Source organism: Pectobacterium brasiliense (assembly GCF_013449685.1).
Classification (GTDB): Bacteria; Pseudomonadota; Gammaproteobacteria; order Enterobacterales; family Enterobacteriaceae; genus Pectobacterium; species Pectobacterium brasiliense_A.
Genome location: NZ_JACDSF010000050.1, coordinates 1 through 22,736 on the forward strand (window position 1 = coordinate 1; position 22,736 = coordinate 22,736).

General features: G+C 52.8%; 19 protein-coding genes. 13 read left to right on the top strand and 6 right to left on the bottom strand.

Features of this window, described 5'->3' with window-relative positions:
• Window positions 1–74 precede the first annotated feature (74 nt).
• Window positions 75–740 carry a GntR family transcriptional regulator gene (locus H0248_RS17910; RefSeq protein WP_180786941.1) on the bottom strand — a complete coding sequence of 222 codons (666 nt, stop codon included), beginning with the start codon at window positions 738–740 and terminating at the stop codon, window positions 75–77.
• A 175-nt stretch (window positions 741–915) separates the two neighbouring features.
• On the opposite strand from H0248_RS17910, the gene H0248_RS17915 reads away from it, so the two are divergent.
• The gene (locus H0248_RS17915) at window positions 916–1,338 is read left to right on the top strand and encodes a hypothetical protein (RefSeq protein WP_180786942.1); all 423 of its coding nucleotides are present in this window, start codon (window positions 916–918) and stop codon (window positions 1,336–1,338) included.
• 386 nt (window positions 1,339–1,724) lie between these two features.
• Window positions 1,725–2,846: an ABC transporter substrate-binding protein gene (locus tag H0248_RS17920; protein WP_180786943.1), complete on the top strand. Its 1,122-nt coding sequence runs from the start codon at window positions 1,725–1,727 to the stop codon at window positions 2,844–2,846.
• Window positions 2,847–3,047: 201 nt separating this feature from the next.
• Here H0248_RS17920 and H0248_RS17925 read toward each other — a convergent pair whose 3' ends face one another.
• The 4 genes from H0248_RS17925 to H0248_RS17940 all read right to left on the bottom strand — a co-directional run bounded on the left by H0248_RS17925 (window position 3,048) and on the right by H0248_RS17940 (window position 7,470).
• The gene (locus tag H0248_RS17925; protein ID WP_180786944.1) at window positions 3,048–4,754 is read right to left on the bottom strand and encodes a pectate lyase; all 1,707 of its coding nucleotides are present in this window, start codon (window positions 4,752–4,754) and stop codon (window positions 3,048–3,050) included.
• Between the two features lie 124 nt (window positions 4,755–4,878).
• Window positions 4,879–5,631 carry an oligogalacturonate-specific porin KdgM family protein gene (locus H0248_RS17930; protein ID WP_039550541.1) on the bottom strand — a complete coding sequence of 251 codons (753 nt, stop codon included), beginning with the start codon at window positions 5,629–5,631 and terminating at the stop codon, window positions 4,879–4,881.
• A gap of 132 nt (window positions 5,632–5,763) precedes the next feature.
• Window positions 5,764–6,582, bottom strand: a complete 819-nt coding sequence (locus H0248_RS17935; RefSeq protein WP_180786945.1) for an oligogalacturonate-specific porin KdgM family protein — start codon at window positions 6,580–6,582, stop codon at window positions 5,764–5,766.
• 711 nt (window positions 6,583–7,293) lie between these two features.
• Entirely contained in the window at window positions 7,294–7,470 is a 177-nt protein-coding gene (locus H0248_RS17940; protein WP_180786946.1) for a hypothetical protein, read from the bottom strand.
• Between the two features lie 145 nt (window positions 7,471–7,615).
• Here H0248_RS17940 and H0248_RS17945 point away from each other — a divergent pair, with 145 nt between their 5' ends.
• The 9 genes from H0248_RS17945 (at window position 7,616) to urtE (ending at window position 20,675) form a co-directional block, all read left to right on the top strand.
• Window positions 7,616–8,623 (top strand): Gfo/Idh/MocA family protein, encoded by a 1,008-nt coding sequence (locus H0248_RS17945; RefSeq protein WP_180786947.1) that lies wholly within the window; start codon window positions 7,616–7,618, stop codon window positions 8,621–8,623.
• A 181-nt stretch (window positions 8,624–8,804) separates the two neighbouring features.
• Window positions 8,805–10,607 (top strand): allophanate hydrolase, encoded by a 1,803-nt coding sequence (gene atzF / locus H0248_RS17950; protein WP_180786948.1) that lies wholly within the window; start codon window positions 8,805–8,807, stop codon window positions 10,605–10,607.
• Window positions 10,600–14,214 (top strand): urea carboxylase, encoded by a 3,615-nt coding sequence (gene uca / locus H0248_RS17955; RefSeq protein ID WP_180786949.1) that lies wholly within the window; start codon window positions 10,600–10,602, stop codon window positions 14,212–14,214. Before atzF ends, uca begins: the two co-directional genes overlap by 8 nt.
• Window positions 14,215–14,286: 72 nt before the next feature.
• Entirely contained in the window at window positions 14,287–15,075 is a 789-nt protein-coding gene (locus H0248_RS17960; protein ID WP_180786950.1) for a GntR family transcriptional regulator, read from the top strand.
• The gene (gene urtA / locus H0248_RS17965; RefSeq protein ID WP_039286352.1) at window positions 15,072–16,340 is read left to right on the top strand and encodes an urea ABC transporter substrate-binding protein; all 1,269 of its coding nucleotides are present in this window, start codon (window positions 15,072–15,074) and stop codon (window positions 16,338–16,340) included. Before H0248_RS17960 ends, urtA begins: the two co-directional genes overlap by 4 nt.
• 56 nt (window positions 16,341–16,396) lie before the next feature.
• Window positions 16,397–17,986, top strand: a complete 1,590-nt coding sequence (gene urtB / locus H0248_RS17970; RefSeq protein WP_180786951.1) for an urea ABC transporter permease subunit UrtB — start codon at window positions 16,397–16,399, stop codon at window positions 17,984–17,986.
• 23 nt (window positions 17,987–18,009) lie between these two features.
• The gene (gene urtC / locus H0248_RS17975; protein WP_039512141.1) at window positions 18,010–19,086 is read left to right on the top strand and encodes an urea ABC transporter permease subunit UrtC; all 1,077 of its coding nucleotides are present in this window, start codon (window positions 18,010–18,012) and stop codon (window positions 19,084–19,086) included.
• A 100-nt stretch (window positions 19,087–19,186) separates the two neighbouring features.
• Window positions 19,187–19,975, top strand: coding sequence for an urea ABC transporter ATP-binding protein UrtD (gene urtD / locus H0248_RS17980; protein ID WP_180786998.1), 789 nt, complete (start codon window positions 19,187–19,189; stop codon window positions 19,973–19,975).
• A gap of 1 nt (window position 19,976) precedes the next feature.
• Window positions 19,977–20,675 (top strand): urea ABC transporter ATP-binding subunit UrtE, encoded by a 699-nt coding sequence (gene urtE / locus H0248_RS17985; protein WP_180786952.1) that lies wholly within the window; start codon window positions 19,977–19,979, stop codon window positions 20,673–20,675.
• A 248-nt stretch (window positions 20,676–20,923) separates the two neighbouring features.
• On the opposite strand, the gene H0248_RS17990 is transcribed toward urtE, so the two are convergent.
• Window positions 20,924–21,319, bottom strand: a complete 396-nt coding sequence (locus tag H0248_RS17990) for a hypothetical protein (RefSeq protein ID WP_048256898.1) — start codon at window positions 21,317–21,319, stop codon at window positions 20,924–20,926.
• A 457-nt stretch (window positions 21,320–21,776) separates the two neighbouring features.
• On the opposite strand from H0248_RS17990, the gene H0248_RS18000 reads away from it, so the two are divergent.
• Window positions 21,777–22,226 (top strand): hypothetical protein, encoded by a 450-nt coding sequence (locus tag H0248_RS18000; RefSeq protein WP_180786953.1) that lies wholly within the window; start codon window positions 21,777–21,779, stop codon window positions 22,224–22,226.
• Between the two features lie 143 nt (window positions 22,227–22,369).
• Window positions 22,370–22,690 (top strand): metalloregulator ArsR/SmtB family transcription factor, encoded by a 321-nt coding sequence (locus tag H0248_RS18005; protein ID WP_180786954.1) that lies wholly within the window; start codon window positions 22,370–22,372, stop codon window positions 22,688–22,690.
• The last annotated feature ends 46 nt before the right edge of the window (window positions 22,691–22,736 follow it).

Genomic DNA, 22,736 nt, shown 5'->3' on the forward strand with positions numbered 1-22,736 from the left:
TCATGTTCCTGATTGTACAAAAAATAGTTACGGGACACAGCCTAGACCCAGAACGAGGCCTGCACCACGTCATGCTATTGATCGATGGCAATAAAGGCCAGCATCGTTTCGCTGCCGTCCAGAATATCGGATTGGATGGCCTGTCGAGCGGCGCTGACATCGCGCTGCTGTAGCGCCGCGAAGACCTCTTCGTGATGTTCGATCGCCATTTGCACAGAAAAATGCGCATAGGCCTGCGCAATCAGCGGGCCGGTGCGCATCCACAGGCTACCGATAAACTGCGTCAGCAGCGGCATACGCGCCGCCTGCGCCAGAAACAGGTGAAATTCGCTATTTAACCGCAGCGCTTCGCGTAGATTTTTCTCGTCAATCGCCAGACGATTCTGGCGAATATTCTCTTCGATCTGCTCCAGCATCTTCGGCGTAATGTGCGCAGCAGCCTGCTCGGCTCCCGTACCTTCCAGCGCCAGCCGCAATGTGCGGATCTCGATAAACTGGGCTTCGGTCAATTGAGGGACGCGGATATCGCGCGGCGTCTTGAGCACCAGCGCCTGTTCTTTAGCCAGTTGCAGGATCGCATCTCGCACCGGCGTGACGCTGGTGCCCACCTGTGCGGCGAGTTCCCGTATTCTCAGGCGATCGTCCGGTTTGAGTTGGCCGGTAATTAATGCCTCACGCAGCATGGTATAAACGCTGGAACCCAGATAGCTGTGATTAATCTGCCCAATTGGATAATTCACTGTTCCCCCAGAGAGAAGCGCCACGCAACGTGATGAGATAAACATGAGTTCGCACCGCAACGACCCGCGGTGATGAGGCGTTAATATACAATATGATGCATCAACGAGGCTATGGGGTGAGATCTCGCATGGGTGAAGAATCGACAAGAAAAGGTCATGAAATACGCAGTAGGGTATGATAAGGCGTAAATTAAGCGGGTATGAACCTTCATTAGCTGAAAAGTTAGCTTTGTCACCTCAAGACATTAAATCTGATGTCTTTCAGTCAATGAGTGATAAATATAGTATTTCTATTGCGGTAGGTTATCCTGTCAAATTCAGCGATGGGATAAGAATAACCATGATTATCTTTCAGCCTGAAAAAGAGACGTTATTTTATTCAAAGCAGTTCTTCATCCTGATGAAATACCTTTTCCTGATGGCAAACGCGGTTGGTAAAGCCGATAATTTTATCTGTGCAGGACAATCGGCGATTTGGGATCGTGAGGGGAAACTTCTCATACAGGTTAATGCGACACAAGAAGCCTTGCTTGTTCTGGATACCGAGACCGGTAAGGTAATGATGATTGAAAAGGATCATTGTTCCCGATCTGAATAGTCACCATATGAATATTAACACTTATGTATTATTGCATTCGGTGGTTATTATGATTATTGATGATATTATTAAAATTCGAATGATTGCGATAAATAATCCAATCCTATATTTTTATATTGCATTTGTCCCCACATGAAAGCGTAATTTCATTTTAGCTATTCAATATTTTTAACTATATCGTTCACTTTTTCTTCCTATGTGTTTTTATTTAATTCTGTAAACTCGATGCGAATTATCCCAATGGAAACGGGGAGACGATCCTCTAACGTCGATCCAATCCTGCGCGTCGCTGACTTGCGATTCGCTGGCTACACCGTTGCCGTTTTAACGGCTGCTATCTGTCGTTTGTCGGTACGGGTTTTATTCATTAAGTGAAGGAAATCACAATGCAATACACTGGGAAGTACCTGAAGAAAACAGTGCTGATGCTAGCCATGATGGCCGGTCTCAGCGTCGGACAAAGTCAGGCGGGCGTCGAAATTGAGACGCGTTCGCTGGATCAAATCTATCAGAGTGCGTTGAGAGAAGGCGGTACGGTCACCGTGTATGCCGGTGGCGATGTGCAGTCACAGCAGGCTGGCTTCAAGCGGGCATTTGAGACGCGTTTTCCTGGCATGAAACTGAATGTGATTGTCGATTACAGCAAATACCATGATGCCCGTATCGATAACCAACTGGCGACCGGCACACTGATTCCTGATGTGGTGCAACTGCAAACGGTGCAGAACTTCCCGCGCTGGAAAAAAGAAGGCGTGTTGCTGAACTACAAAGCGCGTGGCTGGGACAAAATCTACCCGGAATTTCGTGATGCAGATGGTGCCTGGACTGGCGCCTATGTCATCGCATTCAGTAATTTGGTCAACACCCAGCTTCTCGATGAAAAATCTTGGCCGCGTGAGGTTAATGATTACCTTCGTCCCAATCTGAGAGGCAATTTGATTCTGGCTTATCCGAACGACGACGATGCGGTGCTGTTCTGGTACAAGCTGGCCGTGGATAAATACGGCTGGGATTTTGTTAAAAAATTGCAGGAGCAGGATCCCGTCTACGTGCGCGGCACCAACGTACCCGGTGCTGAGATCGCGACAGGAAAATATAGCGCGACGTTTACCAGTTCCGGTGCGCTCGTTCCAGCAGTTGATGCTGTGACCCGCTTTGTCCTGCCGAAGTCCGATCCTTTTGTTTCCTGGGCGCAACGTGCTGCTATCTTCAAACAGGCTAAACACCCGGAAAGCGCCAAGCTGTACCTAAGCTGGGTGCTGGATCCGCAAACGCAAACTCAGGTCTCACGTATGTGGTCGGTGCGTACCGATGTTGAGCCGCCAGTGGGCTACAAACATATCTGGGAATACCGTAACACGCGTCCTCAGGCTTTCGCTGATTTCATGTACGATCGCGGTACGGTCGAACGTTTTCGCGCACAGCTGAGTTTGTATGTAGGGGAAGCGAAAGGAGAACCAACGCCGGGCTGGCTCGGCGTGCACCCAGAGGTGCCTCTGGTTAACTAACGCTTGAAATTATTGCGTTACTCCATGCTGGTCACGTTCATCGTGGCCGGCATTACGTTCTGTAAGTTCCACATGTTAAGCACCATACGATTAAGAATCACGCCCGATAATGGCGGTCTTGTTCGGTGAATGGTTGAGCAGGATCACAAGAGGGGATTGCCAATGGCAGCGAACCACCATTGGCGTGTTGAGGAGTAATGCTTACTTCTTATTGTTGGGTTTCAAGGTTTCGCCAACGTTCAACAGGAAGATCTCGTTATCGCGAGTGGACACGCGGGTTGAGCCATCTTCCATGCGGTAGCCGCCTTCGGTGAAGCCCGCACCATTCAGGAACGGTGCAACGGATTGTGGTTTATTGCGTACCGCCGCTTCCAGCGCTAACAAAGCGTAAGGCTCGATGGTATCGACATCGGCATATTGTCGGTTGGGATCGGCCATGAAGAAACCGTTTTGATAACGCGTGCTGATAATGTTATCGCCCACTTTTTCCGCCAGCGACAAATAGTCTTTCACTTTACTCGCCTGATACAGATCCAGCAGCGCGAACAGGGCGTAAGGATCGTTGTTCTTGGTGGCGAGATCGACTTTGACATCTTTACCCGGTGCTGAACCTAACTCACCCAGCCCCTGTGCGCGAGCGATGCCGCGTGCGACACGCCACAGCTCGGCGTCCGGTAAAACGGTATAGGCACGAGAATACGAAAGCAGGAATGAATTATCCGCAGGATAAGGCTTGATCACGGTGCCTTTTTTGCCGTAGTAGCCATCACGCGGCAGCACATAATTGGAGAGATCTTTGCCGTTAGCGAGCATCGGGCGGAACGTGTTATCGGACTCGTTGTAGGCATATTTGGCAAAGGCTTTCAGGCCATCGGTTGTCCACGTCAGAAGTTCCTTGCCTTCCGCACCTAAATCTTTACCCAACTGGAGCTGCATGAGCGCATTTTCGGAATAGATCGTACTGGTGCGTCCTTTCAGCATCATATTGCCTTCCAGCGCGCTTGGACCAAACTCTGGGCCGAACTGACGCTGGGCGCGATCGCCGTATTTGGAATGCGTATCGGCATCGTCGGTGGTTTCATCGCGCTTCAGCGCCTGCGTAAACTGATACACGCCGAGTCCAGTCGCTTTATCCCGCGGCAGCACATACTGCTGTGCCAGACGTTTTGCCCAGACCAGCGCGCCGTCTTCTTTATTGTATTTGTACAGCAGCGAGGCGGAATAGATCAGATCGTTACCCGCATTCAGGAAGCTGAGGCCTTTGGTGGCGAAGAAGGGCGGCTGTTGCTCAAACGGGCTTTGCCAGAGCGCACCCATTTTTTGTCCGTATTTACCGTGGCGACTGGTTTCCATAATCTTCCAGTCATAAACGTGCGCATTCCAGAAACCGCGAATAAAGCGTGCGGTTGCATCTTTATCGACGCTGAACATCAAATCGTAGTAGGGATAGGCATTTTTCAGCTCATGCACCATCTCTTTTTCGCTCGGGCCTTCCGGCTGTAGCGTTTTTAGATCCACAAAACGGTGACCGCCCCAAATCAGCAGGCCGCTCTCATCCTGATAATGTTGAAAGTGATACTTCACTATCGCTTCGGCACGCTGCTTATAGCTAGGGTTGCCGCTCAGGTTGCTAAGCCCGACCAGTACGCGCATCAGGTTCTGTTGTGCGGAGAAGTTGGAGAGCACGGCCTGACGACCATCAGGGAAAATCCACTCCATCTGTTTGCCCGTACGCGGATCGACACCATCCGCAAGTAATGGCGTAGGCGACTGACCGTGATAGTGGTCGCCAGCTTTGGTCAGCACGTTATCAACATACTGATTGACGATGGTGAGACGGTCAGGCGTAGCGGCGCTGGCCTGTAAAGCAACCAGACCCGCAAGGAGCGATAGCGCAAATCTTTTCATGTTATCTACCTGTAACTGTAACGATGATTCATCCAGAGCTGTAATAAAGGGATCCCGCTTGATGAACAGGAGCCCCGAGAAAGATGGCATAACAGTAAGCTGTTGTTAGAAAGGTAAGCCGTGGTTAGAACGTATAGGTGAAGCCGACTTTTCCTTTCCCTTCACGCGATTTCACATCGCGTCCGCTGGCGACATCTTCAACGCCAACGTGTGCGGTCCAGTTGTCGTTGATGGTGTAAGACACGTCGAAATCCTGTTGGTAGTCATGCTTTTTGTTGTTTTGCAGCACGTAATCCGCGTGATAGTAATAAGCGGTGTACGCCAGCGTGAAATTGTCGAAACCTTTGTAGGCCACGCCCGCTTCATAGCGGTGACGGTGAGTGTCGTCATCCGTACTGGTACGTTTGCTGCGGGTAATTTTTCTGAGGTCATAGCGATATTGCGCATGAAGATCCGTCTTGTCAGTCACCGACCAGGTCAGTTTCAAACCTGGCGTATAGCGTGCACCGGAACTCTGGCTAGCGCCGATATCACCCACGGTACCTTCGCCGCTGGTGCCGCCAGAATAGAAGCGCGCTTCCAGATTCGGCGTCAGGGTTAACTCAGGCGTTAAGTTGTAAGCATAGCCGGTATAAAAAGCATAAGAATTCGAGACGACATCATCGATGGTCAGATCTTTATTCTTATTATAAAAATTCAGCTCAACGCCAACGTACAGGCCATTATCCATAAAATGCCGCATACCAATTTCATCACCGTGATAGCGATTCATTGTTCCCCAGCTATGTTCATAGCTGAGTTTGGTATCAGAGGCAGATGCGGAAATAGCATAAATTTGGGCAAAGAGAATACCGGCCACAAGGTAGCGTTTTTTCATTATGGGCACCATTAATATTGTTCGTTAATTATGAAAATTGTGCGCTGATAGACAAAATTCATTCATGAATTCATTTTTTTCATCAACACGGCACGAAATACGGTGTATTTCCTTTATAAAATTCTGTGTTTGTTAGAAAACGTAGTTAAAACCAACTTTGATTTTCCCCTGACGGCTTGATGATGTGCTGGATTGGCTAATATCATCATATTCAATGTAGGGAGTTAGCTTTTTGTTTAACTTATATTGAACTTTGAACTGATGTTCATAATCTGTTTTCCCATTATCGTAAACCGCGTATTCTCTTTCCGTGAATTCACCTTTGCTGTATTTGTACGATTTGGTGGTATTATCCCCAATATAGTAGTTGAACACGTAAGTCAGATTAATATTATCCAAGCCAGAATAGGTTACCCCTGCATCCAAGCGGTGGCGTCCAGTGTCCGATTTTGACAAATAAGATTCCCCTGCGTAACCATATTTGTCAGATGCGGAAATGGTCGAATAACGCGAACTGCGAGAGGGCTTTTTATATTCATAGCGGTAGCGGCCATAAGTGGACCAGTCGCTGTTAATTCGGTAGTTATATTTCAGCCCCGGCTGGTACATCATGGTTGAATTGCCGATGGAGAATTCGAAGCTCGGCGTTAAGGTGGCGGCTTTGCTTAACTTGAAGTCTTTACCGATCACCATGCCGCCAGAGCCGCCCTGCATATCGTCATAGGCAACGTCGTAGTTGCTGTTCCCGCCCGCTGACGTACTGAATTTGACTTCGTACGACCAGCCGTTAGTTTTCTTATGAATCAGCTTGATAGAGTCTGAGTGGCGGCGGTCTTCTGTCTTCCAGTTGTGTTCATATTGGAAGGTGGTTTTGCCGTCGGTTTGGGCCTGGACGAGGAACGGCGTGAATCCGGCACAAACGAGGAGTAGGTTACGTGTATCTATTTTCATTCTGTCTTTCTCTTTTTTGATGAATAAATAATATTATTGGCGAGCGCAGTCTCTATCTTTAAAACCAGACAGTTGATGTCATTTTTTGGGCGTAAAAATAGAATCACCAGAAATGATGATGACGCCATTTATAATGTCAGACAGGGCTTTCTCCCTGGTAAATCAGGTTGCTATCAATGCATTGATGACTCCTTATATACGACGTAGCTTATACGTATTTCAATCAGCGAAATGGATTATGCTGATGAGTAAATGTTGATAATTCACACCGCTTACTGGTTAATCTAATTATCAGTAGACTTGATAATTAGGATGAGTGGCATTATGGTGAAAAGGAAACATTGTTTCATTTATGCAGATCACACATTTGGTTACTTTTTGAAATTTTTTGTAATCATTTGATCTGATTATTGTAAGCGTCAGGAATAGACGTAACGGAGAAAGTAGCTGTCAGAAAAGGGGAGGTATCTCTTGAATGTTAATGATGATAGTGATATGTAATTTAGCAGCGATTAACCTGCGATCTGCCTTATTTCCCCACTATCATTCTGAGAATATTTTGTGGAAAGCGATTTCCATAAAAAATGAAGAGGTCGCTATAAATAGCTAATGGTCGTCAAACATCCCTGAGAATATTCAGGGAACGTCCGGTATCGTTATCCCCAAACGCTGATATGTCGGCATCAATTTCAACGCTTAAATCTCGAAGGCTTAAATTTCGAAGCCTGGGGCGACTTCTTTTACTGGTTTTTTACACGCTTCTGGCTTGGGTTGATTCGCCGAGAGGTTTTTACAGTCAGGCGCAAAAGGATTCAGCGCATCGCGATTCAGATAGAGTACAAACAGGATCAGAATGATAAGGGGGATCAGAATGCGTTTTCTTTTCATGGTTATCTTTAGTTGCGTTGCGGAACATGTGGATATGTTAAAAAAACAGGAAAAATTCTAACGCGTTGCGCGGCTTTTGTCTTTAGCCCGCTCGGTTTCCGCCTTATTGTAGTGGCTCGGCATGATGATATCGGCAGAGGTGAAGGTGAAAAAGATTCGATTTGCAGCGATTGGGTTAGCGCACAATCACATTTATGACATGTGTCGGCAACTGGTTGATGCGGGCGCGGAACTGGTCGGCGTGTTCGAGTCCGATCCCAATAATCGGGAAAAATTCATCTCACTGTTCCCCGCCGTTCCTTTTGCCGATTCTGCGGAACAGCTGATTGCTGACGCGTCTATCGATCTTATTGCCTGTGCGGTGGTTCCCTGTGACCGAGCCGAACTGGCGCTGCGCACGCTGGATGCGGGTAAAGACTTCTTCACCGCGAAACCGCCGCTGACCACGCTGGAGCAGTTGGATGCCGTCCAGCGTCGGGTTGCCGAAACCGGCCGCAAGTTTGCCGTGTACTTTAATGAGCGAATCAATGTGGATAGCGCGCTGTTTGCCGGTGAACGGGTGCAACGGGGCGAGATCGGGCGAGTGATTCAGACGATCGGCGTGGGTCCCCATCGTGAACGCGGCGCGCGACCCGACTGGTTTTATCAAAAGCGGCAGTACGGCGGGATCCTCTGCGATATCGGCATCCACCAGATCGAACAGTTTCTTTATTTTACCGGCAATACCAACGCGCGAGTGGTGGCCAGCCAGACGGCGAACTATCACCACCCGCACCAGCCAGAGTTTGAGGATTTTGGCGATGCCATGCTGCTGGGCGACAATGGGGCAACCGGCTATTTCCGCTGTGACTGGTTTACGCCGGATGGGCTGAGCGTTTGGGGCGATGGTCGCCTGACGATACTGGGGACGGAAGGCTATATCGAAATCAGGAAATATGTCGATCTGACGCGCGACGAAAGCAACGTTGTTTATCTGGTGAATGGCGAGGGCGAACAGCGCTTTACTCCCGCAGGCAGCGTCGAACGCACCTTTTTCTCGGATTTCCTTCGTGACTGTCGTGAACGTACCGAAAGCGCGATGTCGCAAGCGCATATCTTCAAAGCGACGGAACTGTCGATTCTGGCGCAGCAGGCCGCGAAGAAGATCGTTTAAACGAACGCTGCCCCTGCGCATTAACCACAGCAACCGTGCTCCGCGATGGCGCACGGTTGTTCCTTTTTTGTGCATGGAAATTGAGCGTCTCAGCCTAATTTCATAAAAATCAACAGGGTAAAAGCTGGCATGGTTTTCGCTTTAGTGAATTCAATCTTGTATACCAGATGGGATTCACATCATGCCAAGAATGACAGGACTCACGCTTCAGGAATGGAAACAGCATTATCAACAGCAGGCCGATCGCGTTGGTGAAACACTAGGCGCGTTGCTCGCCAGCTTGTCGCCGGACGATCCCGCATGGATCGCACTAGCGACACCTGAACTGCTTCAGGCTCAGATTGCGGCGCTATTGCCTCGGTATCGTGACAATCCAGACGCACTGCCGCTGTTCGGCATTCCTTTTGCCGTCAAAGACAATATTGATGTCGCGGGCTTTCCAACAAGTGCGGCGTGTCCGGCATTTACCTATCTGGCTGATAAGGACGCGACTGCCGTTGCCAAACTGAAAGCGGCGGGGGCGATTGTCATTGGTAAAACCAACCTCGACCAGTTTGCGACCGGTCTGGTCGGCACGCGCTCACCGTTCGGTGCGGTGCCAAACACCTTTAATGCGGAATACATCAGCGGCGGTTCCAGTTCAGGTTCGGCTTCGGTACTGGCGCGTGGGCTGGTTGCTTTCGCGCTGGGAACCGATACCGCCGGATCGGGGCGCGTTCCTGCTGGGTTTAACAATATTGTCGGCCTGAAGCCGACGAAAGGGTGGCTATCGGCAAGCGGTGTCGTACCGGCCTGTCGCCTGAATGATACGATTTCCGTGTTTGCGCTGGCCGTCGACGATGCATTTACCGTCGCTGAACTGGCTGGCGGGTACGATGCAACGGATGCCTACTCGCGCAGCCATCCTGCCAGTACGCCTGCGGCGCTGCCAGCGAATCCGCGTTTTGCTATTCCCAGCGATCCCACTTTCTTTTCTGATGCTGTCGCGCAGGTGGCATGGCAGCACGCGCTGGTTGAATTGGAAGCAGCGGGCGCGACGCTGCACCCGATCGATTTCAGTATCTTCACGCAGCTAGCCGATCAACTTTATCAAGGCCCTTGGGTAGCGGAACGTACCGTTGCGGTGGGCGACATGCTGCGGCAACCCGAAAACATGGATCCTGTGGTGCACGGTATTGTGGCGAGCGGCGAACGCTTCAGTGCGGTAGAGGCGTTTAAAGCCGAGTACCTGCGTGCTGAACTGGCGCGTCAGATTCAGCAGACGCTGGCGTCGTTTGATGCGTTAGTCGTGCCGACGTCGCCGACCATCCACACGCGTGAAGCGATGAAACAGGAACCGGTGCGCTACAACTCCCAGTTGGGAGCCTACACCAACTTTACCAATCTGGCCGATCTCTCGGCACTGGCGCTGCCAGCCCCTTTCCGCACGGATGGTCTGCCTGCGGGAATCACACTGATTGCACCCGCCTGGCACGACCGTGCATTAGCGAGCTTCGGCTTGCGCTGGCAGGCACAGCTGGCGCTCACGCTGGGAGCAACAGGAAAAACGCTGCCTGCGGGACCGGCCACCTTACCGCCTTCCGCATTACACGTTCGTCTTGCCGTCGTCGGTGCGCACCTGACGGGCATGCCGTTGAACTATCAGCTGACCCACCGTGATGCCGTACGGGTGGAAGAGACGCGCACGGCGGAAAACTATCGTCTTTATGCGCTGGCGAATACGCAACCGGCGAAACCCAGTTTAGCGAAAAGCACCGATGGCGCGGCGATTATCGTCGAGCTGTGGGACATCCCGCTGGCGCGTTTTGGTGAGTTTGTCGCAGAGATTCCGGCGCCGCTGGGTATTGGCACGCTGACGTTAGCCGACGGACGGCAGGTTAAAGGCTTTATCTGCGAACCGGCTGCGCTGAGCGACGCCGTGGATATCACGGAATTCGGCGGCTGGCGCAACTGGCTTGCCCGTCAGGAGGCGTCTCATGTTTAAGACCGTACTGATCGCTAACCGCGGTGAAATTGCCTGCCGCGCCATACGCACGCTGAAGCGTTTGGGGATAACCAGCGTAGCGATTTATTCCGATGCGGATAAAAACGCACAGCATGTGAAAGAGGCAGACATTGCCGTATCCATTGGCGGCGAGAAAGCCAGCGACAGCTATCTGTGTATCGATAAGGTACTGGCCGCCGCACAGCAGACAGGGGCCGAGGCTATCTGGCCGGGCTACGGTTTTCTGTCAGAAAGCCTGCCGTTTGCCGCCGCGTGTGAAAAGGCTGGCATCGCGTTTGTCGGGCCAACCGCGCAGCAAATTGGCGAGTTTGGCCTGAAACACCGCGCCCGTGAATTGGCCGCTGCGGCTGGTGTGCCGATGACGCCAGGAACGCCGCTGCTGGCCTCACTGGAGGACGCGCTGGTCGCCGCCGAAGACATCGGCTATCCGGTCATGCTGAAAAGTACCGCGGGGGGCGGCGGCATTGGCCTGACGCGCTGCGCGGATGCAGAAGCACTACAGGCTGCCTGGGAAAGCGTGCGCCGATTGGGCGAACAATTCTTTAGCGATGCAGGCGTTTTTCTTGAACGCTGCATCGATCGGGCGCGTCACGTCGAAGTACAAATTTTTGGCGATGGTAAAGGCCGCGTGGTCGCGCTGGGCGAACGCGATTGTTCACTGCAACGCCGTAACCAGAAAGTCGTGGAAGAAACCCCCGCACCGCATTTGCCGGACGCTACGCGAGCAGCGCTGCTGGACTCGGCGGTGAAACTGGGCGAACTGGTTAATTACCGCAGTGCGGGAACGGTGGAGTTTATCTACGACGCCGAGCGCGATGCGTTCTTTTTCCTGGAAGTGAATACCCGTTTGCAGGTTGAACATCCGGTGACGGAGTGCGTCACCGGGCTGGATTTGGTCGAATGCATGCTGCGTGTCGCGGCGGATGAACCCTTAGACTGGGCGCAACTGATGCAGGCTCCGCGTGGCGCCGCGATTGAGGTGCGTATTTACGCGGAAGATCCGCTGAAAAATTTCCAGCCTAGCCCCGGCGTGCTGACCGAAGTAGCGTTTCCCGATGGCGTGCGGGTTGACGGCTGGGTGAGCACCGGCACCGAAGTATCGGCGTATTACGATCCGATGATCGCCAAACTGATCGTTCACGCGGAAACCCGTGAACTGGCGCTGGAGAAGATGCAGCAGGCGCTGAGTGCCACGCGTTTGCACGGTATTGCCACCAATCTGGATTATCTGCGTCAAATTATCGCTACCGATGCGTTCCGCAGCGGAACGGTGTGGACGCGGATGCTCGACAGCTTTACGCCGTCTGCGTCAGTGGTTGAAGTCATCCAACCCGGCACCTGGAGCAGCGTGCAGGACTATCCCGGACGCCTTGGCTATTGGGATATCGGCGTGCCGCCGTCTGGCCCGATGGACGACTTCGCGTTTCGGCTGGCGAACCGTATTGTCGGTAACGATGAAGCCGCGGCAGGGCTGGAGTTTACGCTGCAAGGCCCGACGCTGCGTTTTCACCGCGAGGCGGTGATTGCACTGACGGGCGCTGACTGTCCGGCGACGCTGGATGGCGAAACGGTGCCATATTGGCAGCCCGTGACGGTAACCGCGGGACAAACGCTGACGCTGGGGCGCGCGCAGTCCGGCTGTCGTACCTATCTGGCGGTGCGTAACGGTATCGATGTACCGCAATATCTCGGCAGCCGCTCGACGTTCGCGCTGGGGGAGTTTGGCGGTCACGCCGGACGAACGCTGCGCGTGGCGGATATGCTGGCGATTTCTCAACCCGACTTGCCCGCCTGCACCACGCCTGCGCCGGTGAGCGCCCCGCAGGCCGTGGACGCCGCACTGATTCCGCAGTACGGCGATGAGTGGCGGATTGGCGTGCTCTATGGCCCGCACGGTGCACCGGATTTCTTTACCCATGCGGCAATTGATGAATTCTTCGCAGCGGAATGGCAGGTGCACTACAACTCTAACCGGCTGGGCGTGCGTCTGGTCGGGCCGAAACCCACCTGGACGCGGGCTAACGGTGGCGAGGCGGGTCTGCATCCTTCCAACGTTCACGACTGTGAATACGCCATTGGCGCCGTGAATTTTACTGGCGATTTCCCGGTGATCCTCACGCGGGATGGGCCGAGTCTGGGCGGGTTTGTTTGTCCGGTCACCATCGCCAAAGCGGAACTGTGGAAAGTCGGTCAGGTTAAGCCGGGCGACCGTATCCGTTTCCATCCCATTAGCGCGGACGAAGCGCTGGCGCTGGAACAGGCGCAGTCTGCCTGCGTGTCCACGCTGGGTACGGCGCATTCGCCCACGTTTGATGTGCCTTCGTTGGCGACAACGGAGTACGGCTCTGCCACGGTGCTGGCTGCGGTACCCGCTATGGCGACGATACCCGCTGCCGTGTATCGTCAGGCGGGGGATAACTACGTTCTGATCGAATACGGCGAGAATGTGCTGGATCTGGCACTGCGACTGCGCGTTCACCTGCTAATGGCGGCGATCCGCGCTTCAGAGACTGCGGGGATCGAAGAACTGTCGCCCGGCGTACGTTCGCTACAGGTGCGCTATGACAGTCGGGTTCTCCGTCAACGTGCGCTGCTGGACGTATTGCTGCATCTGGAAAGCCAACTGGGTGACGTCAGCCAGATGACAGTGCCGTCGCGTATCGTCCATTTACCGATGGCGTTTGAAGATAGCGCCACGCTCGGCGCGGTGGAACGTTACTGTGAAACCGTACGCGCCAGCGCGCCCTGGCTGCCGAATAATGTCGATTTTATTCAACGCATTAATGGCTTGGCGAGCCGTGACGAGGTGCGCGACATCATTTTTGATGCCAGCTACCTGATTCTGGGGCTGGGTGACGTTTATCTCGGCGCGCCCTGTGCGGTGCCAGTCGATCCGCGTCACCGCTTATTGAGTTCCAAATACAATCCGGCACGCACCTTCACTGCCGAAGGCACGGTCGGCATCGGCGGCATGTACATGTGCATCTATGGCATGGATTCGCCGGGCGGCTATCAACTGGTGGGGCGCACGCTGCCGATCTGGAACAAATTCCTCAAAAACGATCAGTTCATTACGGGTGAACCCTGGCTGCTGCGTTTCTTCGATCAGGTGCGGTTTTATCCAGTCAGCGAAGCCGAGCTGACGGCGCTGCGTGATGACTTCCGTGAAGGACGCGCCGCGATCCGCATCGAAGAAACCGAGTTTGATTTTGCTGAACACACCCGTTTTCTGGCGGAGCAGGCCGATGATATTACCGCTTTCCGTCAGCGTCAGGCCACGGCGTTTGAAACAGAAGTCGCGCTGTGGCAGCAGGAGGATGAGAGTACACCGCAGGAAATCGTTTCGGCCGCGCCTGTGGAGAACGACGAGAGCGCGTTTCAGGTGAGTGCGGATATGAACGGCAACATCTGGAAAGTGCTGGTGAACGAGGGAGATGCCATCGAAGCCGGACAGCCACTGATTATCGTCGAAGCCATGAAGATGGAACTGACGATTAGCGCGCCGCAGTCTGGCCGGGTGAAACGCATCGGCTGCCAGCCGGGTCGACCGGTCAGCCCTGGCGATGCCTTGCTATGGCTGGAGTAAAAGACAGGCAGCAATAAAGGGACGCGCCTGAACCAACGGACGAACGGGAATAACGACGAGGCAGAGAAAACGATGCGAGCAGGCACACAAAAGAGCAGCAAAGATCGCCCGGAAGCGCTAGCGGAGCGGGTCTATCAAACGCTGAAAAACGACATTTTCGACTTTCACCTGATGCCGGGCGATCGCTTTAGTGAAAATGAAATTGCCGAGCGGATGTCGGTCAGTCGCACGCCGGTGCGTCAGGCGCTGTTCTGGCTGGAGCGGGAAGGCTATGTCGAAGTCTATTTCCGCAGCGGCTGGCAGGTTCGTCCGTTTGATTTCGCCTATTTCGAGGAACTGTATGACTTCCGCATCGTACTGGAGCGGGAAGCCATTCGGCGACTGTGCGGGATGCCGCCGGGGCGCTGCGCCGAGCTATTGGCTGACCTGAAACGCTTCTGGATTGAGGAACCGCGTCTGGATGACGGCAAGACCGTTTCCCGCTACGACGAAGGGTTCCATCGGGGGCTGGTGACAGCGGCGGGCAACAGCGAAATGGCGCGAGTTCACGGTGAGCTGACGGAGAAAATCCGCATTATTCGTCGTCTTGATTTCACCCGTGAGGATCGTATCGACGCGACCTATAAAGAACACGCCCGCATCCTGCTGGCGATATTGCAACAGCACACGGAGGAGGCGCAGCGCATTCTGACCGACCACATTGCCGTCAGTAAGGCCGAGGTCAGGAAAATTACCTTACACATGTTACAGCAGGCGCGGCCTCAATCGGTTTCAACGCAACCTGTTTCAACGGAAGTGGTTCCACCTGACGCATCACACGATTCCATTCTCACTCAACACGACTTAAGGGCTAATAAATGAAAAGACGTTCATTGCTAAAAGTTTTTGCGCTTTCTGCGACGGTGGTTGGCATGGGGTTGACCTGGAGCGTGCAGGCGGCAGACACCATCAAAGTCGGCATTATGCATTCGCTGTCCGGCACGATGGCGATTTCAGAAACGCCGCTGAAGGATGTGGCGCTGATGACCATTGATGAAATCAATGCCAAAGGCGGCGTGTTGGGTAAAAAACTGGAACCGGTGGTGGTCGACCCCGCCTCGAACTGGCCGCTGTTTGCCGAGAAAGCACGCCAACTGCTGACGCAGGATAAAGCAGCGGTGGTGTTCGGCTGCTGGACATCGGTGTCGCGTAAATCGGTTCTGCCAGTATTTGAGGAACTGAACGGGTTGCTGTTCTACCCGGTGCAGTATGAAGGCGAAGAAATGTCACCAAATGTGTTCTACACCGGTGCGGCACCGAATCAGCAGGCGATCCCAGCGGTGGAATACCTGATGAGTGAAGACGGCGGGGCGGCGAAGCGTTTCTTCCTGCTCGGAACGGACTATGTGTATCCGCGTACCACCAACAAGATCCTGCGCGCGTTCCTGCATTCCAAAGGCGTTCAGGACAAAGATATCGAGGAAGTGTATACGCCGTTTGGCCACAGCGATTATCAGACCATCGTTTCCAATATCAAGAAATTCTCGACGGGAGGAAAGACCGCCGTCGTATCCACCATCAACGGTGATTCCAACGTGCCGTTCTATAAAGAGCTTGCGAATCAAGGCATCAAAGCCACCGATGTGCCGGTTGTCGCGTTTTCTGTCGGTGAAGAAGAGCTGCGCGGGATCGATACCAAACCGCTGGTCGGTCATTTAGCGGCATGGAACTACTTTGAATCGGTCGATAACCCAACCAATGCCGACTTCGTGGAAGCCTATAAAGCCTATGCCAAAGCGAAAAACCTGCCGAACGCGGGCACGGTGGTGACTAACGATCCGATGGAAGCCACGTATGTCGGCATTCATATGTGGGCGCAGGCGGTAGAGAAAGCGGGCACCACGGACGTAGATAAAGTCCGCGCCGCGATGGCCGGACAGACCTTTGCCGCACCGGATGGCTTTACGCTGACGATGGACAAGACCAACCACCACCTGCACAAGCCGGTGATGATTGGTGAGATTGAGGAAAACGGTCAGTTCAACGTGGTTTGGCAAACCGATCAGCCGGTTCGCGCCCAGCCGTGGAGCCCGTACATCGCCGGCAATGATAAGAAACCCGATCATCCAATCAAAGCTGCGCAGTAAGCATCGGTCCTATACGCCCCGTCCAGTATGTCGGACGGGGATATTCCCTCTCTTATATGGCGGACATTGCGATGATGAGTCATCGATTATCTACGTTTGTGCTGTCGCTGTGTCTGATGTTTCCCCTGTTCGCGCAGGCCGGACCTGCGGCCGATTTCGCCGCCGCCAGCCGCACACAGCAGGCTGAACTGCTGCAACAATGGGCCGCTGCGCCGGAACCCGCACGCTTGCCGCTATTACAGGCGCTGCGCGACGAGTCGGTCGTGCTGGATCGGAACCAGCAGCCGTTTATGGACGTGCAGGGTACGTTAACCCCGCTGGAAGGGAATGCGGAACCGGTGGGCGCGACCAAAAAATTGTTTATGAATAACCGTCTGCGTGGGCTGGTTGCTACCGCGCTGGCTTCGCATCAACTCGTCAGCGATGATGCCGCAACGCGCCTGAATGCTGTACGACAGCTACAGAGCGACAGCAGTGCGGAACAACTGCCGCTGTTGGTACAGCGTCTTGGCGTAGAGAAAGATGCGCAGGTACATGACGCGCTGAATACCGCTATTGCGACTCGGCAGTTAAGCGATCCCAATCCGTTGGTGCGTCTTGAAGCGGTCAAACGCTTAGGGCAGACCGGCGACCCGCAGATGCAGGCGCGTTTACAGCCGCTAACGCAGGCGCAGAACGAGCCGGATACCGGCGTGCGGGCGGCGGCGCAGGAGAGTCTGGATCAGATTAAACAAAGTTTGATCGTGGGCGATCTGCTGGGGCAGGCGTTTACCGGGCTATCGCTCGGCTCTATCCTGCTGCTGGCGGCGCTGGGACTGGCGATTACGTACGGGCTACTGGGCGTTATCAACATGGCGCACGGCGAAATGCTGATGCTGGGCGCGTACGCGACCTGGCTGGTGCAGTCGCTGTGCCAGCAGTTTGCGCCGAGCTGGCTGGCGTATTACCCGCTGCTGGCGCTGCCTGTCGCCTTCTTTATCACCGCCAGCGTCGGTATGGTTCTGGAGCGTACGGTGATTCGCCATCTTTATGGCCGACCGCTGGAAACGCTGCTGGCGACCTGGGGTATCAGCCTGATGCTGATCCAACTGGTGCGGATGCTGTTCGGTACGCAAAATCTGGAAGTTGCAAACCCCGCGTGGCTGTCTGGCGGGCTGCGCCTGTTGCCGAATCTGGTGCTGCCGTATAACCGCATCGCGGTGATTGTGTTCGTCCTCGGCGTGCTGCTGCTCACCTGGCTACTCCTCAATAAAACCCGTCTTGGTATGAATGTACGTGCGGTGACACAAAATCGAGCGATGGCGGATTGTTGCGGCGTGCCGACCGGGCGCGTCGATATGCTGGCTTTTGGGCTGGGATCAGGCATCGCCGGGCTGGGCGGCGTAGCGCTGTCGCAACTGGGCAACGTCGGGCCGGAATTGGGACAAGGTTACATCATTGATTCCTTCCTCGTCGTCGTGCTGGGCGGCGTTGGGCAACTGGCGGGGACGGTGGTCGCTGCGTTCAGCCTCGGCATTCTTAATAAAGTGCTCGAGCCGCAGATTGGTGCCGTGCTGGGAAAAATCGTCATTCTGATATTGATCGTGCTGTTTATTCAGAAACGGCCACAGGGGCTGTTTGCATTCAAAGGACGGGTGATTGACTGATGACGCAACCTATTACGCAATCTATTAAACAGCCCATGACAATAACCCTGACGCAGCGTGCGCCGCGGCTCATGCTTGGCCTTGGTTCGATCGTTTTTCTGGCTTTGCTGGTCCTGCCGTTTCTCGCGCTATTGCCCGCAGAGAATCCACTAGCGATCTCGACCTATACGCTGACGCTGATTGGCAAAATTCTGTGCTATGCGATTGTCGCCGTCGCGCTGGATCTGGTGTGGGGCTACGCTGGGCTTCTATCGCTCGGTCACGGCCTGTTTTTCGCGCTGGGCGGCTACGCGATGGGTATGTACCTGATGCGGCAGGCGGCGGGTGAGGGAATGCCTGCATTTATGTCATTTCTGTCATGGACGGAACTACCGTGGTTCTGGGCAGGAACTCAGTATTTCGTCTGGGCGCTGTGCTTGATCGTGCTGGTGCCGGGCGTGCTGGCGTTTGTGTTCGGCTGGTTTGCGTTCCGCTCCAAAATCAAAGGCGTGTATTTCTCAATCATGACGCAGGCGCTGACCTACGCTGGGATGCTGCTGTTCTTCCGCAACGAAACCGGCTTTGGCGGCAATAACGGATTTACCGGTTTTACGACGCTGCTCGGTTTCCCCATTACAGCCACTGGTACGCGCATTGGGCTGTTTGTCGCTACCGTGCTGCTGTTGATTGCCAGCCTGCTGGTGGGATTTGCGCTGGCGCGTAGTAAATTTGGCCGCGTACTCACGGCGGTGCGTGATGCGGAAAATCGTCTGATGTTCTGCGGCTATGATCCGAAAGGCTTCAAGCTGTTTGTCTGGACACTTTCCGCGGTGCTGTGCGGGCTGGCGGGCGCACTCTATGTGCCGCAGGTCGGCATTATCAATCCTGGTGAAATGTCGCCGACCAACTCCATCGAAGCCGCCATTTGGGTGGCGCTGGGTGGGCGCGGCACGCTGATTGGGCCGCTGCTCGGTGCGGGTATCGTCAACGGGGCGAAAAGCTGGTTTACCGTCGCCTTTCCCGAATACTGGCTGTTCTTTTTGGGGCTGATGTTTATTCTCGTCACGCTATTTTTGCCGCGCGGCGTGATTGGATTACTGACGAGGAAGAAACATGACTGAGTCTTTATCTGTGCCATCGGTTCCAGCACAAGCTATGTCTTCACAAAATGCGCCTTCACAAACCGCGCTTTCACAAACTGTCGTGGCTCAGCCCGCATTGATGGAGCCAAAATTCGCGCAACCGCATCCGTCGGATCGTCATCGGCATCAGACCGATCCGGTGCTGCAACTCGACAAGATTAACGTGAGTTTTGACGGCTTCCGTGCGCTGACCGATCTGTCGTTGCAGATTGGCGTGGGGGAACTGCGCTGCATCATCGGCCCAAACGGCGCGGGAAAAACGACGTTGATGGATGTCATCACCGGAAAAACGCGACCGGATAACGGTAAGGTGTTTTACGATCAGTTCACTGACCTGACGACGCTGTCGCCGGTAGACATTGCCCGTGCGGGAATTGGCCGGAAATTCCAAAAACCGACGGTATTTGAAGCGCTGACGGTGTTTGAAAACCTCGATATCGCATTGAAAACGGATAAATCGGTGTGGGCGAGTCTGCGTGCCAGACTGAACAGCGAGCAGCGTGACCGGATTGATGAGACGCTGGCGCTGCTGCGGCTCGGTCATGAACGTCAGCGACCTGCTGAGCTGTTGTCGCATGGGCAAAAGCAGTTTCTGGAGATTGGCATGCTGCTGGTACAAGAGCCGCATTTACTGCTGCTTGATGAACCTGCGGCGGGGATGACGGACGCCGAAACGGCCTATACCGCCGAGCTATTTCGCAGTCTGGCGGGCAAACACTCGCTGATGGTGGTGGAGCACGATATGGGCTTTGTCGAGAGCATCGCTGACCGCGTGACCGTGCTGCATCAAGGGCAGGTGCTGGCGGAGGGATCGCTGCGTGAAGTGCAGGCGAATGAGCAGGTGATTGACGTTTATCTGGGGCGCTAACATGTTAGAGATTGCTGAACTGAATCAATATTACGGCGGCAGCCACATTCTGCGCGGCCTGTCGTTTGAGGTAAAACCCGGCGAAATTACCTGTCTGTTAGGGCGCAACGGCGTGGGGAAAACCACGTTGCTGAAATGCCTGATGGGGTTGATTCCGGCGAAGTCCGGCACGATTCTCTGGCAGGGTGAAGCGATTAACTCGCGTAAACCCTATCAGCGCGTGCAGTCTGGCATTGCCTACGTGCCGCAGGGACGGGAGATTTTTCCTCGGCTGACGGTGGAAGAAAACCTGCTGATGGGGCTGTCACGCTTTCCGGGCAAACAGGCGCGGCAGGTGCCGGATGAAATCTATCAACTTTTTCCTGTGCTGGATGAAATGAAGCAGCGGCGTGGCGGCGATTTGTCCGGTGGGCAACAGCAACAGTTGGCGATCGGGCGGGCACTGGCCTGTAAACCGCAGTTGCTGATTCTGGATGAGCCGACGGAAGGCATACAGCCGTCGGTAATCAAAGAGATCGGCGCAGTCATCCGCCAACTGGCACAGCGTGGAGACATGGCGATTCTGCTGGTCGAGCAATTTTACGACTTCGCCGCCGAACTGGCCGACAGCTATCTGGTGATGTCACGCGGGGAAATCATACAGCGCGGGCGAGGTGAAACGATGGAACAGGACGGCGTGCGGGGCCTGGTCGCGATTTAATACGTGTTGCTTATTATTTTGTATAGAATAAGGGATAGGCTGCGTCTATCTATTCCAAATATTGCGGAATGGAGAGATGCAGCCTAATTTTATTTAGTAGAGTGATCGCTAACAGGCTAACTGTTTTCGTTATTCAAAACGTTAACGTATTGTCCATCATTTCGAATTATTTAGGATGTAAAATTATCAATTTTTCTTGATGTTTAAAATTAAATCTAAATCCGAAAAATAAGTTAATTGGAAGCGAGTTATTCTGCTTTTTGTATTAATAATGTTGCCTTCCCAGCATTATCATTACAATTATCGTCAACGATATAGGCTACAAACGGCGATGTTGTTGTATCCACAACCGTCGGATTGCTGGTCACAGAAACTCCCCAGCGTGCGTTTTTAAATCCACCTTGCAACATAACGCTATCGATAATGCAACTATTAGACGCGCCCATGCAATTCATCGTATTAGAAACGAGAGAAACAACATATCTCCCTTGATCTAAAGTAAATTTTACAGGTGTGCCTGTTAGGGTGTCAGTAAACGGGGCGCTCAAACAATTTCTTTGAGGATCAATCGTTATGTTCGTTGCGGCTTCTGCGGCGAAAGAAAAAAAGGCTAGCATAAATATGCTAAGGGATGTATTACGCATGATTAAATCTCCTGGGAAAATAATTTATTGGCAAGTTAATACACTCTTACAATGCATGTAATAATCAATAAACCGGTCCATTAAAAACCGGCGTTATCTTAACCCATAACACTAAAGAAATTACCAATGTTTTAATCTATCAATTAATTAATATTATCAAATATAATTTCTCTACTATTGGTTGCTTATGATTTCTTAAAATTTGTTTTTTTGGGAATATTTTATTCAATAAATTGATGTTGTATTAAATGTAATGCCTACGCTCAAACGTGGTTAATGCTGGATAAACCGATAGAAGTAATACAGCCGTCAATAATCAAAGAGATCGTCGCGGTCATCTGCCAACTGGCACCGCTTGACGACATGCCGATTCTGCTGGTTGAGCAAATTGTGTAAAATACCGCCTTAAGCAGATAATGCATTGTTTATCTTAGTTAAAAGGAAAGGGAGCTTAAGGATGAGTAAACCGCTGAAGATTTTTGCTGTTATCGGCATCATCGTTGTTGCGGCTGTGATCGGTACGATATGGCCGTATATCAACATGAATTTTGCCAGTAGCGCGCACTATAGCGAACAGGATGAAAGGGAATATGCGTTCTATACCCCCGACATTCTGAAAAACATGCCGCGTATTACCGCTCGCTATGACTTCAATTTTTCGAACGTAACTGGCCCGGAAGCTAAAGTATGGACGGTGAATTTTTATGGTACAGAAGATACCAGCAAGGTTCATACGTATCTGACGTCAATGGGTTATGAGAAGCAGGATCGTTGCGATGTTGAGGCTGAATGTTGGCGAGCAGCGGGCACGCATGATGTTGTGACGGTGGCGACGTTCGATAGAGATAAAAGCGTGGTGGTGCAGGTTTACAGCAGTCCGTATATTGAGTCATTGCCACTCAAATAATCATGTCAGGCGCAATGGCTCCATTGTACTTAAGTTTCAGCGTCATTCCTTTTGTTCCTTAACCACATTTTTGCATTAGAGGATTTTAATTTCAATACATATGAATTAACATATGTGTATATGGAGTGTATTGAGAGCCAAAAATGATACAGCCCGTCCAACTTTTCAAAATCCTTTCCGATGAGACTCGGCTATCCATCATCCTGCTGCTCAGAGAAGCGGGAGAATTGTGCGTCTGTGATATCTGCGCTGCCACCACGGAGTCTCAGCCTAAAATTTCCCGCCATATGGCAATATTACGTGAGTCAGGTTTAGTTCTTGATCGCCGTGAAGGGAAATGGATTCATTATCGATTGTCTCCACACATGCCTGCCTGGGCCGCAGAAACGATTAGCACCGCATGGCAATGCCTGCGTGATGACGTGCGTCGGTGTCTCGCTAAATCCGCTTCTTCTTCATGCTGAAATAGGAAGGGATATATTCTTTTTTCCATATATGATGAGGTTTGAC